Origin of the sequence: Anaerotruncus sp. 1XD42-93 (assembly GCF_009917605.1) — a bacterium.
Lineage (GTDB): Bacteria > Bacillota > Clostridia > Oscillospirales > Ruminococcaceae > Anaerotruncus.
Genome location: NZ_QZEG01000062.1, coordinates 1 through 15,133 on the forward strand (window position 1 = coordinate 1; position 15,133 = coordinate 15,133).

The window sequence follows — 15,133 nt, forward strand, 5'->3', positions numbered from 1 at the left end:
ATATCATGTCGATGCTGTTCCCTCGCCATTTTTCTGCCCTCCTGCTACTTTGAGGACTATTATAGCACATTCCTATTGACGACACAACCTAGATGACATAGGATAATGGTCTTCTAAAAACTGTAATCCAAAATCCATGCTGAAAGAATCAGTACCTTGTTCGTGGGAGTAGAGCAAAAGCTGTTTGGTAAGAGTTTTAAATACTTTTTGGTAATAGCTGGATGCACCTGCCTGTACGAGTGCTTCCCCGGTTTGGTTGATCAGTTGCTGCAAAGTTAATTTTTCCATCGTGCGTTCCTCCTTAAGTGAATTGATAAAATACACTTAAATCTTGATGGATTATGGAAAGTAAATCAACTAAAGAATCCTTTATTTATAAGGATTTCTATCATTAACTTTGTATAATGTATAGCTTTTCATAACCCACATTATGTGAAGCTTCACATAATGTGGGCAAAAGTACAACCTCCTACAATTTTGCAGCCTGCCTGTCCGAAGCCGGCAAGCGCGTCCTGCTGGTCGATTTCGATCCCCAGGCCAGCCTGACCATTCTGTACGGTATCGACCAACCGGATGAACTGGAATTTACCATTTGTGGTTTGATGAAAGCCTGCGCCGAGGATAAAGAGATGGCTGCTGAAGCCTGTATTCTCCACGAGCATACCGTAGACCTGATCCCCAGCAGTATTGAGCTTTCTACCTTGGAAATCTCCCTGGTGGGGGTAATGAGCCGGGAACACATCTTAAAGCAGGTCCTTGCCCCTCTGCGTTCCTGGTATGATTACATCATTATCGACTGTCCTCCCTCTCTGGGGCTGCTGACCGTCAACGCCCTGACTGCCTGTGACCGTGTGCTTATCACCACTACCCCGCAGTTTTTCTCCACCAAGGGCTTGGAGCTGCTGATCGATTCCATCCGGCAGACCAGAGCAAGGCTGAATCCCAACATCGGCGTGGACGGGATGCTCATTACCATGTACGCGGAACGCACCCGCATCGCCAAGAAAATCTACGAGATGACCGCCGAGGCTTTTGAGGGAGCCATCCCTATCTATAAGAACCTGTATTCACAAGGAGAAAAGAACGTGGTAAAATAGAGATATGGAAGAAAAAGGACGGGAGTCGTACCCTAGGTTGTGTCCCTAAAGTCAAGAAATAGCAATCCAAACAAAAACAGCGACAAAATGAACAAGGGAAAGGAAAGATTTAGAACCCGTATTCACAACCATTCGACACCGTCTGAGCGGGTCTTTTGCCGGCCTGCCGCGTTGAAAAATCTTGCAATACACAAAGTATTGTCTGCGTTTTTTCGCCTTGCAGGGCAGCAAAATCCCCCGCCCATCCGGTATCCTCTGATTATGAATACAGGTTCTTACATCTCAGAGCAAGGAGCCAGCTATATGATCCCGCCACAGAGCAATATTTCTGAGCCGTAGCCGGTAGATTGGTGGTTATATAAGGTGCGCCATTTGCTTGAGTGTTTCTTCCAAAAGCTCATATGGTTTCTCAGAATTGCCACAAGGTATGACAAGTTAGATGCCTCGTTTCTCTCCTTTGTTTTCCTTGCTTTTATCGCTATTTTGTTGATTTAGCTCAGCCTTTTTGGTTTTTCAAACAAGGCCTACTCGATCTTCGCCGAAATATTGGCAGCATCGGGCTCATCGACAGGCCGACGACACCATACTTTGATATTCTCCGCACATAGAACCGCTCTGCCCGGCAGAATGACGATAGACCAAAGGGGTGCTGTTCACCATCCTCATCGTCCTATTCAAAGCCGCCGAGTTCTATGCATGATGGATTTTTCGTCAGCTTCAATAAACTCTTTATCTTCTTGGATAGGCGGCTGTCGGCAGTCTCCGCCGACAGTTTCCTTAGCTTTGGATTGCAGATTTTATAAATAGATTAAACAGCCGCACTTGCTTTGCGAGTGCGGCTGTTTTTATGTCCCGGCAGGATCACTGAACACCGATTCGATCACCCGATCGGAGCAGGCGGGCGAATACCGCCAGCGGATGATGTGTCCTTCGGAAATAAAATAGGGGCTGGGTGCGGTGTGATAGGATGCGTCGAACGCATCAACAATAATCAATTTGGCCTTCATCTTCTCCGGAATCAGGCTTTTTATGTAGACGCTCGCATGCTGCCCAACCGCGATTCCCTCCCGCGGTTCTGCCAACCCTGCAAGATTGGGGGTCAGTTCGACAAATACCCCGTAATCTTCGATCGAACGAACCACCCCGGCGACCGTTTCTCCTGCATGGAAGAGGGCGGCATTTTCCTCCCAAGTGCCGAGCAATTCCTTATGAGAGAGGGAAACCCGGCCTCCCGGCTCGACCGCGCGCACCACCGCTTTGATCTCCTGAGACGGACGGAAGCGGTCACGTGGATGAGAGATGCGGGAAATCGAGATCGCGTCGATTGGGATGAGGGATGGCAGCCCACAACCGATATCCACGAAACAGCCAAACGATTCCAGATGGGTTACCCGCCCGTCGATCACATCGCCCGGAACCAGACGAGAGATGTACTGTTCCAGACAGTCCTGCTGGACCTGCCGACGGGAGAGACGTGGAACCACCGCGCCATTTTCCGAGCGGGAAAATCCTGTAATCCGATAGCAGACCGGCTTATTGACTCGCGAGATGATCGCGATATCACGGGTTGTCCCTTCGGCGATCCCAAGCGCACCCTCCTCCCGCGGAATGATCCCCCGATAGCTGCCCATATCAACAATCAGGTTGTGCTCCGAATCACAGACGACCGCCCGGCTTTCCAGAATTTTTCCGGTGAGCTGTGCCTCCTGAAGCGTAGCCAGAGATTTAAACGACTGTCGGTTTGCAGCGGTGTCGAGCAGCATGCCTTCGGGTTTGAAATGAAACATTTTGAAGCCCCTCCTCTTTGTACATACCACACTATATGCGGTCCCGTCATGCGGTATGCCCACTGTGACCGAGGAGGCGGAGAAAAAAGAACCGGGTAAATTTATCAAACATGCTGGACGAAAAAACAGGTCGGGGAAATCTGGTAGAAATATCTTGTCGGTAAACTGCTGGAATAACAGCTTACCGACAAGTTGTTTTTTCAAATCGGTCGAGGGAAAACGAGCAGCGAAGAATAGAACCGACTTACGTTTCAACAATACCCCAGTCTGTCACGATCCGTTGAAATGATTCAGATGTAGCCTTTTCCGCAGATTTCCTGTACCCGTTCCCGGGGAAGCTCCTGCCAGCTCACCGGTTCGGACGGATTATCGGTCCGCGGCAGCAGGAATTTTTCGTACCACCCTACATCCCGCCACGCGCCCAGCTTGTAGCCGGCGTCTTTCCAGACACCTACCCGTTCAAACCCCATCTTTCGATGGAGACGATCACTGGCGGGGTTAGGCTGGGTCACAGCACCGTAGGCTCCGATATATCCCTGAGCGGTCAGCAGCTCGAGCAGTGTCTGGTAGAGATATTTTCCAAGTCCCTGCCTGCGCCGATCCTGTCGCACATAGATCGAAAGCTCTACCGACCACTGGTAAGCCTTCCGAACTCCCAAAGCTCCCGCATAGGCATAGCCTATGATCTCCCCGTTCTCCTCACAAACCAGCCACGGGTACCGTTTGAGCGTTCGTTCGACGCGGGCCGTGAACTCTTCCAGTGTGGGCGGCTCATATTCAAAACTGACCGATGTTTCGGCGACATACGGTGCATAGATATCCCGTACGGCCGGGATATCTGCCGGCTGAATCATTCGAATCTGTCTGCTCATAGCAATCTCCTCTCCTGTGGTTGGAACTCCGCTTTTCCTGTACTATACCATACGCCCGACAAAAAGACAACCGCTGCTCCATCCTGGCAAGGTGGGGCAGCGGTTAAGGGCACATTATTTGCCCGGATTTTCCCGGATCACGAGGTCGTCATCCTCCACATCGATCTCAAGGCAGGTATTGGGCGCAAGGTCTTTTGCGATCATCATCCGGGCCAGCATCGTCTCTACCTTATGCTGCAAAAACCGTTTCAGCGGGCGGGCGCCGTAAACCGGGTCATACCCACAGTCAACGATCTTCTGTTTCGCCGCATCGGTTGCCGAAAGAAACAGCTGTTTATCGTTCAGGCGTTTTTGCAGGTCCGCCAAAAGCAGATCCACAATCCTGGTTGTCTCGGATTTGGTCAACGGCTTGTAGAATACAATTTCATCCAGCCGGTTCAGGAACTCGGGCCGGAACTGCTGCTTGAGCAGGGTATCAACGTCCTTCCGCGCCTCCTCGGTGATCTGCCCGTTCTGGTCGATACCGTCCAGAATATAGGGCGAACCGAGGTTTGAGGTCAGGATGATGATGGTATTTTTGAAATCGACTGTCCGGCCCTGCGAATCGGTGATCCTTCCGTCGTCCAGTACCTGAAGCAGGATGTTGAACACATCCGGATGCGCCTTCTCGATCTCATCGAACAGGACGACCGCATATGGTTTGCGTCGTACCGCCTCGGTGAGCTGACCACCCTCCTCATAGCCGACGTATCCCGGAGGCGCCCCAATCAGCCGGCTCACGCTGTACTTTTCCATATACTCGCTCATGTCGATCCGGACGATGTTTTTCTCATCGTCAAACAGCGACTGCGCCAGCGCTTTGGCAAGTTCGGTCTTGCCCACACCGGTCGGACCAAGGAAGAGGAACGACCCGATTGGACGGTTGCGGTCCTGAATCCCCGCACGTGACCGCAGAATCGCTTCCGCAACTTTGGTAACCGCCTCATCCTGCCCGATCACCCGCTGATGCAGGATGCTTTCCATATTGAGCAGTTTGTCCCGCTCGCCCTCCATCAATCTGGCGACCGGTATTCCCGTCCACCGTCCAACAATCCGCGCAATCTCCTCTTCGGTGACCTTATCCCGCAGCAGGGTGGAATCCTTCTCCGCTTGGCTTGCCATTCGTTCCTCCGCTTCGAGCTGTTTCTGGAGCCCCGGCAGCTTTCCATATTTCAGTTCGGCGGCTCGGTTCAGGTCGTATTCGCGCTCCGCCTTCTCGATGTCCGCATTGACCTGTTCCAGCTCCTCCCGCAGCTTCTGTACCTTGCTGATCGCGTTTTTTTCATTTTCCCAGCGGGCTTTCATCCCCTTGAACTGCTCCCGCATCTCGGCAAGCTCCTTCTGGATCTCTTTCAGATGCTCCTGTGAAAGCTGGTCTTTTTCCTTTTTTAACGCGGCTTCTTCGATCTCATGCTGCATGATCTTGCGGGAGATGTCGTCCAACTCGGTCGGCATCGAGTCCATCTCGGTCCGGATCATCGCACACGCCTCGTCCACAAGGTCAATCGCCTTATCCGGCAGGAACCGGTCGGAGATGTAACGGTTGGAAAGTACCGCCGCCCCGATCAGCGCCTGATCCTGAATTTTCACCCCATGAAACACCTCGTACCGCTCTTTCAAACCGCGCAGAATCGAAATGGTGTCCTCCACCGTCGGTTCAGGCACCATCACCGGCTGAAACCGACGCTCGAGCGCCGCGTCTTTCTCGATATATTGCCGGTACTCGTTGAGGGTGGTCGCGCCGATACAGTGCAGCTCGCCGCGTGCCAGCATCGGCTTGAGCAGGTTGCCCGCATCCATGCTGCCTTCGGTCTTGCCCGCACCTACAATGGTATGCAGCTCGTCGATAAACAGGATGATCCGGCCTTCGCTCTTCCTGATCTCCTGTAATACCGCTTTCAGGCGTTCCTCGAACTCACCGCGGAACTTTGCCCCTGCAATCAGAGCACCCATATCGAGCGAAAAGATCGTGCGGTCCTTCAGGTTTTCGGGCACATCCCCCCGGACGATCCGCAATGCCAGCCCTTCAGCGATCGCAGTCTTGCCAACACCCGGTTCGCCGATCAGGACAGGATTGTTTTTTGTTTTGCGGGAGAGGATGCGGATAACGTTTCGAATCTCGTGGTCCCGCCCGATCACCGGGTCAAGCTTCTGATTGCGCGCCATCTCGACCAGGTCCGATCCGTATTTTTTTAACGCATCATAGGTGGACTCCGGGCTGTCTGAGGTCACGCGGGTATTCCCACGGACGCTGACCAGCGCCTGCAAAAAGCCGTCCTTCGTCATGCCGAACTGCTGGAATATCCGTTTGAGGGCGGCATTGGGTGTCTCGAGCAGAGCCAGCATCAGATGTTCGACCGAGACATACTCATCCTTCATCCGGTCGGCGGTTTTTTCCGCCTGCATAAGTGTGCGGTCTACCTCCTGCGAGACATAAATTTTGTCCCGCTCCCTTCCTGGCCCGCTCACCCGCGGAATCCGCTCGATCTCAGTCTTGACTGCGTGCTGCATGGCAGAAGCATCTATAGCCATTTTTTTCAGCATCTGCCCGATAAGGCCGTCCTCCTGCGCAGTCAGCGCGGCGAGCAGGTGCGGCTGCTCAATCTGCATATTCTCGTATTCGGTTGCAAAATCCTGCGCTGCCTGCAAAGCCTCGAGGGATTTTTGGGTAAATTTTTGAGCGTTCATAAACGACCCTCCCATATTTATGGTATGTATTGGAAACTTTTTGATTAGCACTCTAATACATCGAGTGCTAATTGTATTGTAACCCTACCTTTCAGAAAAATCAAGTACAAATTGTGAATTTTTGCATGCATCCCTTCGGAAGCATCTGTCAGGAGATTTGTACTCGATTGCAGCATACTGATGAAGCCAAAAGGCCGCTGGCATATTCTGCCCTGTCTTTCCAGAATAATATTCTCCGGAGCATAAAAAAGAAGCGCATGTCTAACCAGCGATCTGGCAGATATGCGCTCCTTTTATTTGTTTTTTGGAATCTGGAAAAAAGACATTCCTCCAGAGACTGCTTCCTATAACTGCTACAGCTCCACAGCTCTGGAAATACGCATCATTAGAATCCCAACGCCTAGATCAAAATGCTTCTGTAATGATCTCCTGCGCTTTTTCCTGATCTTCACTTGTTTCTCCCACGATCAACAGAAACAGGTAGTCCCCTTTTTCGATCACCAAACCACGCTGCGATTTTTCGTACTGATCGGGCAGATACTGCTCAAAGGATGCCTGCACATCCGCAAGCCGCTTGTTTAGTCCGTCCAATACCTTCTGCCGGGATTCCGGCTTTGCTTTGACTGCTACGACATTGTCCGCACTGGTCATCGACATCGCCATCTTACCCGCATATTCCTCCACATCGGCTTCCGGATCAATGTAAAACAGGTCTGTGAACAACTGATCGTCGATGTCCGCAGACATCTGAATGCCGACCTCATCTTCAATACGGTCAACCACTGTCTGTAACGTATTTCCATCCTTCATCTGCACCGCATCTGTACCGCCGTCCGCTTTTGAACCGCATCCCGCAAGCATCCCGATGCAGAGCAACACAATCGCCAATCTTATAATCTTTTTCATCTTGTATCTGCTCCTTTTCCAAATTGTCCCGCCTGGGGTTTCATAGATATAGTGTGCCAAAAATCTGTTTTTACTTCATACCCACAAAAAATTTTTCCAAATGGGACAGACAGTGGAAAATGAAGTCTTAATTGATGTTTGGAGCATTTCTGACGTTGCGTTTGCTTGGCACACGAGATGCATTTGGCGTGAAGCGCTGCGGCTCCATGGCCCCAACTACCCCAATGTCAAGCCCAAGGCAAAACTTTTCCGACAAACTTCATAGCTGCTTCGTTGACTGCCTATTTTCCAAAAATTATAATTGAGCGCAGTTTTAGGGTAGCGCTAAGATAATCAGTGATACGAGTGCATCAAGGCGTCCACCCCCGTTTTTTCGTGCAGATGAAAGGCACTCATTTATATACTATAATACGGAAAAAGAAGGGTTCGTCAAATACGCTCTGAAAAACTTGGATTCCCTCGCGTTTATGTAATAATGTATCTCTTGATCCTGGAATATTAAAGGGATTTTGATATCTGCTGTTGGAAATACCGTACAAGTCCACCGTACTGGATATTACCACAGCAAGCAGGGTCGCAGAGCAGATCACGCAGAGAAATTTATACGGAATATATAAAACAGATGTCAACAGGTAGACAGGTTTCTACAGTTAATCTAAAAACCAGACAACTTTATTAAAATTATAGGAAAAGTTGTTGAATCCCAAAAAACTTTATGCTAAATTTCTATTATACAGATGTTAGAAAATAACAGGAACCGCATCTGACTAATTACGGAAAAGGAGCGAGATTATGAAAAGAAGGATTCTTAGCATCGTACTGCTTGTCGCCATGTGCACGACCTTGCTGGCGGGCTGCGGCCAGAAGTCCGCAACATGGAAGGTCACCTGCCCTTGGGCCCCCTCTGGCGTAGCCGCCATGGTGAGCCAGCAGGCAGCTACCAAGTCCACCAGCTATTCCGACTCCATCACCCTGGTGGCCGAAGCCATCAAGGGAGATGCCGCCACCGTAAATACCTGGGTGGCTGATACCAAGGCAAATGATACCGAGTTGGTTTTCGTGGGCGAGGGGCTGCTGTCCATCACCTCCATTTTGGATCCAGCCAAGATGCAGTTTGGGTATGAGGACTTTGCATTTGTGGAAAACCTGTATTCCTCCATCTTCGTCCTCTCCGCCGATGCCAAGCTGAACATCAGCAGCGTGTCTGATCTGGAAGCCTATGTCCAGCAGGGAACGGAAATCAGCGTGGCAGTCAACGGCGCCACCAGCTCCGAGGCGTTCTTGGCCGCGTCTCTGTTCGGTGCCATGGGCGCGGGAGACAAGCTGAAGCTGACACCTTATCAGTCTGCCGCTGAAGCAGCCCAGGCTGTAGCCCGGGGCGAGACACAGTTCGCCGTTTCTCACCAGTCCCAGATTCTGGAGACCTACCAACAGAATGGCGTAACCATTGTGTGCGCCTTTGACGAGGGCAATATCGAAAACGGCCCCTTTGCTGGTGTAGAGGGCGTGGGCCAGCATGGTTTCCCTTACTTCCGCAACCGTTGCTTCGTCATGGCCCGGGCTGGCACCGATGAGAAGAAGGTCGCCGAGCTGAAAGAGCTCTACGGCAAGATCCTGGCGGACGCAGAAGTCGTGGAGTGGCTCCAGGATACCATGCTGCTGGAAGTGGACACCATGTCTGTCGCGGACGTGGAGGCCCATGTGGAAAACGTGAAGAGCATCGTCAACGAGTATAAGGACATCGTTACGGGCTGACCGCAGCTATACATACGGGGAATGGGATAGGGCAGGAGTCCCGCCCATTCCCCCTTTTTATCTCTGAATTCTGAAAGGAGGTTCCCTATGAAACAATGGGTAGAGCATTTCAACGGTCGTATGGACGCCTGGGGACGGAAATTGCACGAAAAAGAAATCCGTATTCCCATTGATCTGGTTACCGGCCTGGTCTTCGCGCTTTTTGCCCTGATGATCCTGCTGGTCATGCCGGATCAGGTGGCAATTTCTGAGAAAGATGTGGTCAACGGTCGGGCGTTTCCCACTCTGCTGATGACAGTCATGCTCCTATGCTGCGCCATGCTGATCGGCAAGGAGGTCTATAAGCTGGCCACAAAGCAGCCCCTGAATTGGAAGGTCATCAACGTCCAGGTGGAGGCCAAGGCGCTGGCAATCCTGGGCATTTTGCTGGGCACCTATTTCCTCAGCAAGTGGACCGGCCTGTTCGTGGTAGGAGCGGTCTTCTGCTGCCTGGGATTCCTGCTCTATTTCCGATGCCGTAAGAAACCCTACTATTCCATTACCCTGGTGATCGCGGTGGCCATCTGGGCGGCCTTCCGCTTTGTCCTGGGCGTAGGCTTTTAAGGAGGGAGACGGCTTATGTTACAGTACATTGTTCCGGCCACCGGCCTGCTGTTTACATTGGAAAACATCCTGTGGATCAATCTGGGTGTGTTTATCGGTTCGGTTTTCGCAGCCATCCCCGGACTGAGTGTTATCCTGTGCGTGATCCTGTTCCTGCCTGTCACCTATTCCATGACCGCTATTCCCGGCATGATGTTCCTGCTTGGCATCTACTGCGCCGGGGGGTATGGAGGCAGCGTGTCTGCTATCCTCATCAACACCCCTGGCACCCCCCACGCGGCGGCCACCATGCTGGATGGGCATCCCCTGTCGGAGAAGGGACGGACCAAGGCCGCGCTGAAGATCGCCCTGTACGCTTCTACCTTCGGCGGGGTTTTCTCGGCCCTGATGCTGCTGTTCCTGGGGCCCCAGGTGGCCCGTGTAGCTGCCCAGCTGGGCACCGCGGAGTACTTCATGGTCTGTGTCTTTGGCCTGACCATCATCGCCGGCGTGTCGGGCAAGAGCATGATTAAGGGCTTGATCTCCGCGTGCTTGGGACTGCTCATTTCCTGTGTGGGTTCCGACCCCATGACCAGCTATGACCGCTTTACCTTCGGTATTTCCCGGCTGTACCTGGGTTTGGATCTGGCAGTCTGCCTCATCGGCCTTTTCGCCCTGGTAGAGATTATGGCCAAGGCGGAGAAACGGTTGGACCGTCTGAATCTGGACACGACCCAAATCAAGGATGACGGCGTCATCACCAAGGCGGAATACAAGCGCATGGCCAGGCCGGTGCTGCTGTCCTCTATTATCGGTGTGATGGTGGGCATCATCCCTGGCACCGGAGCCTCGGAGGCTTCCTGGTTCAGCTATAACACCGCCAAAAATATGTCAAAGCACCCGGAGGAGTTTGGACACGGCTCCGTGGAGGGCATTGCCGCCGCCGAGTCGGCGAACAATGCTGTCACCGGTGCGACCCTGATCCCCCTGCTCACCCTGGGCATCCCCGGAGACGGCACTGTGGCGATTATGCTTTCCGCCCTGATGATCAACGGCCTGAATCCCGGACTCAGTCTCTTTACCACACAGGGAGACATTATGTATGCCATTATGCTGGGCCTGATTTTGGTGAACATTTTCATGCTTCTTCAGGGCAAGTTCCTCACCTCCCTCTTTGCCAAGGTGGTGTCTATTCCGCAGGAGATCCTCACCCCCATTATCGTCATCTTCTGTTTCGCTGGGGCCTATTCCGTGAATGAGAATTATTTTGACGTGGGCGTAGCCCTCATTTTCGGTATGCTGGCCTGGATTCTGCGTAAGCTGGAACTCCCTCCGGTGCCCATTCTCCTGGGATTGGTGCTGGGCGGTATGACAGAGACGAATTTCCGCCGGGCTTTGCTGATCTCTAATGGAAGCCCCAAGATTTTTTTCAGCAGCGTGTACTGCATCATCTTCCTGGTCCTGATCCTGCTGGCGGTGGGTGCCATCGTTCGAGGTAAGATGAAGGAAAGAAACGCGCAGAAGGAGGAATGACTATGCCCAACAACATCATTTTTTATTTCACAGACCAGCAGCGCTGGGATACCTGCGGCTGCTTCGGCCAGCCCCTGGACATCACGCCCAACCTAGATGCTCTGGCTCGGGAGGGCGTGAAGTTTGACAACGCCTTCTCCCCCCAGCCGGTGTGCGGTCCCTGCCGGGCCCTGTTCCAGACCGGCAAATATCCCACGGAGACCGGCTGTTTCCGCAATAACATCATGCTGCCCGCCGGAGTCAAGACTCTGGGCCAATACATTGAGGAGGCAGGCTATGAGACCGCCTACATCGGCAAGTGGCACCTAGCCAGCGACGGGGAGCTGGAAAAGCCCCCCACCATCGACCACACCGTAACCGCCATTCCTCGGGAGCTGCGGGGGGGCTACACCGGCTTCTGGCGCGCCGCCGATGTGCTGGAGTTCACCTCCCACGGCTACGACGGCTTTGTCTTTGACGAGCATGACCAGCGAGTAGATTTCAAGGGCTACCGAGCGGACTGCATCAACGGCATGGCTCTGGAATTCCTTGATGGCTACACGGGAGAGAAGCCCTTCTTCATGACCATCTCCCAGATCGAGCCTCACCACCAGAACGACCGCAAGCATTACGAGGGGCCGGAGGGTTCCAAGGAGCGGTTCAAGAACTTCATTTTGCCCGAGGATCTGAAAGCTCTGGGGGGCAACGCCGCCGAGGAGTACCCGGACTACCTGGGGCAGTGCGCCAGCCTGGACGAGAACCTAGGGCGCCTTGTGGCAAAGCTGAAGGAAAAGGGGCTGTATGAGAATACGGTGATCCTCTTTGCCTCGGACCACGGCTCCCATTTCCTCACCCGGAACCGGGACGATCATCTCAACGGCTATGACGACTATAAGCGGTCCTGCCACGACGCCTGCCTCCATGTGCCCCTGGTCATTGCCGGCGGGCCTTACCGGGGCGGACGGGCAGTGGAGGAGCTGGTGAGCACCGCCAGCCTGCCTAAAACCATCCTGGCCCTGGCCGGCGTGGACGTGGGCGACGCTATGATCGGGGAAAACCTCCTTGACGTTGTGGAAAAAAAGGCGGATAATAGACCCAATGAGATTTTCGCGCAGATTTCCGAGAGCCGGGTGGGCCGATGTATCCGCACAGCGCGCTATACATACTCCGTCTATGCCCCCGGCGTGAACGGCGGGGCGGCGGCGGCCTCGGACCGCTATGCGGATGATTTCCTCTACGACATGGAACACGATCCCCACCAACTGAACAATGTGGTGGCCGATCCCGCCTATGCCCAAGTGAAAGCGGAGCTGCGAAAGCGCCTGCTGGACTGGATTTGGCAGGCGGAAGGGGCGCGTCCTGTCATTACGGACTGAAGCGGGCTGTGCGATTCCCGGGAGGGCGTCATGAAGGAACTGGACCGAAAATCGGAGATGGTCTACCGCTGGGTGCGAGCCTACATTGAGGAAAACAAGTTTTCCAGCAATACAAAGATCCCGTCAGAAACCGTCCTGACCCGAAAACTCTCCGTCAGCCGGGAAACCGTACGTCGGGCCTTGGGCCGGCTGACGGAGGAGGGCCTCCTTCTCCGGGTGAAGGGAAGCGGGACCTACATCAATAAAGAGGAGGCCCTGTCTTGGGAGCTGGGAGGCAGCGAAGGAAGGACCAAAATCGGGCTGATTCTCCAGGGCCAGGACGGGAACGCCAACTCCAGCCTGATGGACGGTATCCGAAGTATCCTTCCCCCGGACCAAGTAGATTTGCGCACCTTCCTCACGGACAACAAGTTTGCCAATGAGCGCCGCTGCCTCCAGGCCGTGGTCAACCAGGGCTTTCAGGGCTTTATTGTGGATGGCGTGAAGGCCAGCCTGCTGAACCCCAATCTGGACTACTATCAGAAAATCTACCAAAAACGGATTCCCGTCATTTTCTACAACAACTATTATAAGAATCTGAAATGCCCCCGGGTGGTGGTCAACGACCTGCGCTGCGCTGAGGAACTGATCGGCCTGCTGATCCGGCAGGGACACCGGCACATTGCCGGGATTTTCCTCTCCGACAATTACCAGAGCATTGAGAAGTTTCAAGGGATGGCAGCCACCCTCCAGAAAAACGGGGTGGAATATCAGGACGATTACGTCAAATGGTGTGCCTCCAGCGAGGCATACGACGCCCGCTCCATCGGACGGTTCCTAAAGCGCTTGCCCCGCTATACGGCAGTGGTCTGCTGCAACTACATGATCTTCCAGCTGACCCGGCAGGTGCTGGAGCAGCTGGGAAAGCGCGTGCCGGAGGACTGTTCCCTGGTGTGCTTCGACTACTCCAGCGACGACTGGGAGGCGGAAGGGATCACCTGTTCCATCCATCAGGGATATCGAATTGGACAGGAGGTGGCTGCCCGGCTGATGCGTATGATCCGAAACCGGGATTGCGACGATAAGGGCTATACCTATGTTCTGCCGCCGGAAATTTACCTGGGAAGGACAGTCGGTCCCGCAAGAGAGACAAAGTAAGCGGTACGCCGCTGGAAGGAAAGGAGATGCCGTATGCCGCCCCTGAGCATTTTACTCAAGCCCGCTTCCAGCGGATGCAATCTGCGCTGTACGTATTGCTTTTATGCAGACGAGGCAAAGATCCGCGCGGTTCCCAATTATGGACGGATGCCGGAGGCGGTGAGCCACGCTCTGATCGAAAAGGCGATCGGGGTGGCCGAAGGCTCGGTCACATTCCTGTTCCAGGGGGGGGAGCCCACCTTGGCAGGACTGGATTTCTTTCGGGATTTCGTCGCCCACGTAAAAAAAACCGCCCCTTCCAACCTGGCAGTCTACTATGCCATTCAGACCAATGGAACGCTGTTGGATCAGGAGTGGTGCCGCTTCTTCAAAGAGAACCGCTTTCTGGCAGGCCTGTCCCTGGACGGTAGCCGGGAGTGCCACGACCGCTTCCGCTTGGATGGCAAAGGAAAGGGGACCTATAGTCGGGTGCAGCAGGCGGCCCGCCAGTTGGGACAGGCCGGTGTGGAGTACAATGTCCTGACGGTGGTTACTGGCTATCTGGCCCGGCATATCCAGAGCGCCTTTTCCAGCCTGTGCAGGCAAGGCTTCCGGTTTCAGCAGTACATTCCTTGCCTGGACCCTTTGGATGAGAAACGGGGCGGTCAGGAATACTCTCTGTCACCAGACCGGTATGAGGTGTTTTTGAAAAGGCTGTTTGACTTGTGGTATCGGGAACTGGAGCAGGGGCGCTACTGGTCCATCCGCTATTTTGACAATCTGCTCTGGATGCTGGAAGGGCACGCTCCAGAGCAGTGCTCCATGCGGGGATACTGCGGCTTACAGTATCTGGTTGAGGCGGACGGCAGCGTCTACCCCTGTGATTTCTACGGGCTGGACGCATACCGCCTTGGAAATATCCGGGACGACGCCTGGGAGGATCTGGACCGGGCCAGAGAGTCTCTGGGGTTTATCGAAGCCTCCCAGCGCATACCGGAGAAATGCGGCCAATGCCGGTGGTATCCCTTGTGCCGGAACGGCTGCCGGCGAGACCGCGTTATCGAGGGAGACAAATTGGGGCCCAGCTATTATTGCGAGGCCTATGCCGGTTTTTTCTCATATGCCCTTCCCCGGCTGGGTCGGGCTCGGATTCTGCTGCGCCACATCCAAGCTCTGTGAACAACTGAGATAAGAACCCGATCATGGCAATCTGCAAAGGCCCTGGAAGCCTATATGGAGCTGTGAGAAAACGACGACTGTCATGCTGATCTTTTTTCTTATGGCCCTGATGACCAGGGTCTGTTCACACAAATAAAGATATGCTATAATAAAGGAATGGAACTGAAGAAAGAACAATACGAACAAATCGCAGAGTGCTTTCCGAAACAGCGGAAACCAGCAAA

At 53.6% G+C, this 15,133-nt stretch carries 12 protein-coding genes and 1 pseudogene; 8 read left to right on the plus strand and 5 right to left on the minus strand.

The window, feature by feature from the left end; genetic code table 11:
• Window positions 1-72: 72 nt before the first annotated feature.
• On the minus strand, window positions 73-288 hold the full coding sequence (locus D5269_RS15020; protein WP_243126901.1) for a hypothetical protein: 216 nt from the start codon (window positions 286-288) through the stop codon (window positions 73-75).
• A gap of 161 nt (window positions 289-449) precedes the next feature.
• Here D5269_RS15020 and D5269_RS15025 point away from each other — a divergent pair, with 161 nt between their 5' ends.
• Both D5269_RS15025 and D5269_RS18650 read left to right on the plus strand, forming a co-directional pair.
• Window positions 450-1,097: an AAA family ATPase gene (locus tag D5269_RS15025; RefSeq protein WP_120486595.1), complete on the plus strand. Its 648-nt coding sequence runs from the start codon at window positions 450-452 to the stop codon at window positions 1,095-1,097.
• A 354-nt stretch (window positions 1,098-1,451) separates the two neighbouring features.
• Window positions 1,452-1,592: pseudogene (locus D5269_RS18650) on the plus strand (IS4/IS5 family transposase); the annotation flags it as partial.
• A gap of 350 nt (window positions 1,593-1,942) precedes the next feature.
• Here D5269_RS18650 and D5269_RS15030 read toward each other — a convergent pair.
• The 4 genes from D5269_RS15030 to D5269_RS15045 form a co-directional block, all read right to left on the minus strand.
• Window positions 1,943-2,884 carry a S1 RNA-binding domain-containing protein gene (locus D5269_RS15030; RefSeq protein WP_120486596.1) on the minus strand — a complete coding sequence of 314 codons (942 nt, stop codon included), beginning with the start codon at window positions 2,882-2,884 and terminating at the stop codon, window positions 1,943-1,945.
• A 290-nt stretch (window positions 2,885-3,174) separates the two neighbouring features.
• On the minus strand, window positions 3,175-3,756 hold the full coding sequence (locus tag D5269_RS15035; RefSeq protein WP_120486597.1) for a GNAT family N-acetyltransferase: 582 nt from the start codon (window positions 3,754-3,756) through the stop codon (window positions 3,175-3,177).
• Between the two features lie 114 nt (window positions 3,757-3,870).
• Window positions 3,871-6,483, minus strand: coding sequence for an ATP-dependent chaperone ClpB (gene clpB / locus D5269_RS15040; protein WP_120486598.1), 2,613 nt, complete (start codon window positions 6,481-6,483; stop codon window positions 3,871-3,873).
• Window positions 6,484-6,888: 405 nt separating this feature from the next.
• The gene (locus tag D5269_RS15045; RefSeq protein ID WP_016316672.1) at window positions 6,889-7,389 is read right to left on the minus strand and encodes a DUF4358 domain-containing protein; all 501 of its coding nucleotides are present in this window, start codon (window positions 7,387-7,389) and stop codon (window positions 6,889-6,891) included.
• A gap of 792 nt (window positions 7,390-8,181) precedes the next feature.
• Here D5269_RS15045 and D5269_RS15050 point away from each other — a divergent pair.
• From D5269_RS15050 to D5269_RS15075, 6 genes are all read left to right on the plus strand, one after another.
• A complete protein-coding gene (locus D5269_RS15050) occupies window positions 8,182-9,144 on the plus strand; it encodes a tripartite tricarboxylate transporter substrate-binding protein (RefSeq protein WP_120486600.1) in 963 nt (320 codons plus the stop codon).
• An 87-nt stretch (window positions 9,145-9,231) separates the two neighbouring features.
• Entirely contained in the window at window positions 9,232-9,747 is a 516-nt protein-coding gene (locus tag D5269_RS15055; RefSeq protein ID WP_120486601.1) for a tripartite tricarboxylate transporter TctB family protein, read from the plus strand.
• Window positions 9,748-9,762: 15 nt separating this feature from the next.
• A complete protein-coding gene (locus D5269_RS15060) occupies window positions 9,763-11,259 on the plus strand; it encodes a tripartite tricarboxylate transporter permease (RefSeq protein WP_016316675.1) in 1,497 nt (498 codons plus the stop codon).
• Window positions 11,260-11,261: 2 nt separating this feature from the next.
• A complete protein-coding gene (locus tag D5269_RS15065) occupies window positions 11,262-12,614 on the plus strand; it encodes a sulfatase-like hydrolase/transferase (RefSeq protein ID WP_120486602.1) in 1,353 nt (450 codons plus the stop codon).
• Window positions 12,615-12,644: 30 nt separating this feature from the next.
• Window positions 12,645-13,751 (plus strand): GntR family transcriptional regulator, encoded by a 1,107-nt coding sequence (locus D5269_RS15070; protein WP_016316677.1) that lies wholly within the window; start codon window positions 12,645-12,647, stop codon window positions 13,749-13,751.
• 33 nt (window positions 13,752-13,784) lie between these two features.
• A complete protein-coding gene (locus D5269_RS15075) occupies window positions 13,785-14,909 on the plus strand; it encodes an anaerobic sulfatase maturase (protein ID WP_120486603.1) in 1,125 nt (374 codons plus the stop codon).
• Window positions 14,910-15,133: the final 224 nt, after the last annotated feature.

Coding starts and splice junctions, on each gene's coding strand:
- D5269_RS15020 (WP_243126901.1), bottom strand. CDS start 288: ATGGAAAAATTAACTTTGCAGCAACTGATCAACCAAACCGGGGAAGCA.
- D5269_RS15030 (WP_120486596.1), bottom strand. CDS start 2,884: ATGTTTCATTTCAAACCCGAAGGCATGCTGCTCGACACCGCTGCAAAC.
- D5269_RS15035 (WP_120486597.1), bottom strand. CDS start 3,756: ATGAGCAGACAGATTCGAATGATTCAGCCGGCAGATATCCCGGCCGTA.
- clpB (WP_120486598.1), bottom strand. CDS start 6,483: ATGAACGCTCAAAAATTTACCCAAAAATCCCTCGAGGCTTTGCAGGCA.
- D5269_RS15045 (WP_016316672.1), bottom strand. CDS start 7,389: ATGAAAAAGATTATAAGATTGGCGATTGTGTTGCTCTGCATCGGGATG.
- D5269_RS15050 (WP_120486600.1), top strand. CDS start 8,182: ATGAAAAGAAGGATTCTTAGCATCGTACTGCTTGTCGCCATGTGCACG.
- D5269_RS15055 (WP_120486601.1), top strand. CDS start 9,232: ATGAAACAATGGGTAGAGCATTTCAACGGTCGTATGGACGCCTGGGGA.
- D5269_RS15060 (WP_016316675.1), top strand. CDS start 9,763: ATGTTACAGTACATTGTTCCGGCCACCGGCCTGCTGTTTACATTGGAA.
- D5269_RS15065 (WP_120486602.1), top strand. CDS start 11,262: ATGCCCAACAACATCATTTTTTATTTCACAGACCAGCAGCGCTGGGAT.
- D5269_RS15070 (WP_016316677.1), top strand. CDS start 12,645: ATGAAGGAACTGGACCGAAAATCGGAGATGGTCTACCGCTGGGTGCGA.
- D5269_RS15075 (WP_120486603.1), top strand. CDS start 13,785: ATGCCGCCCCTGAGCATTTTACTCAAGCCCGCTTCCAGCGGATGCAAT.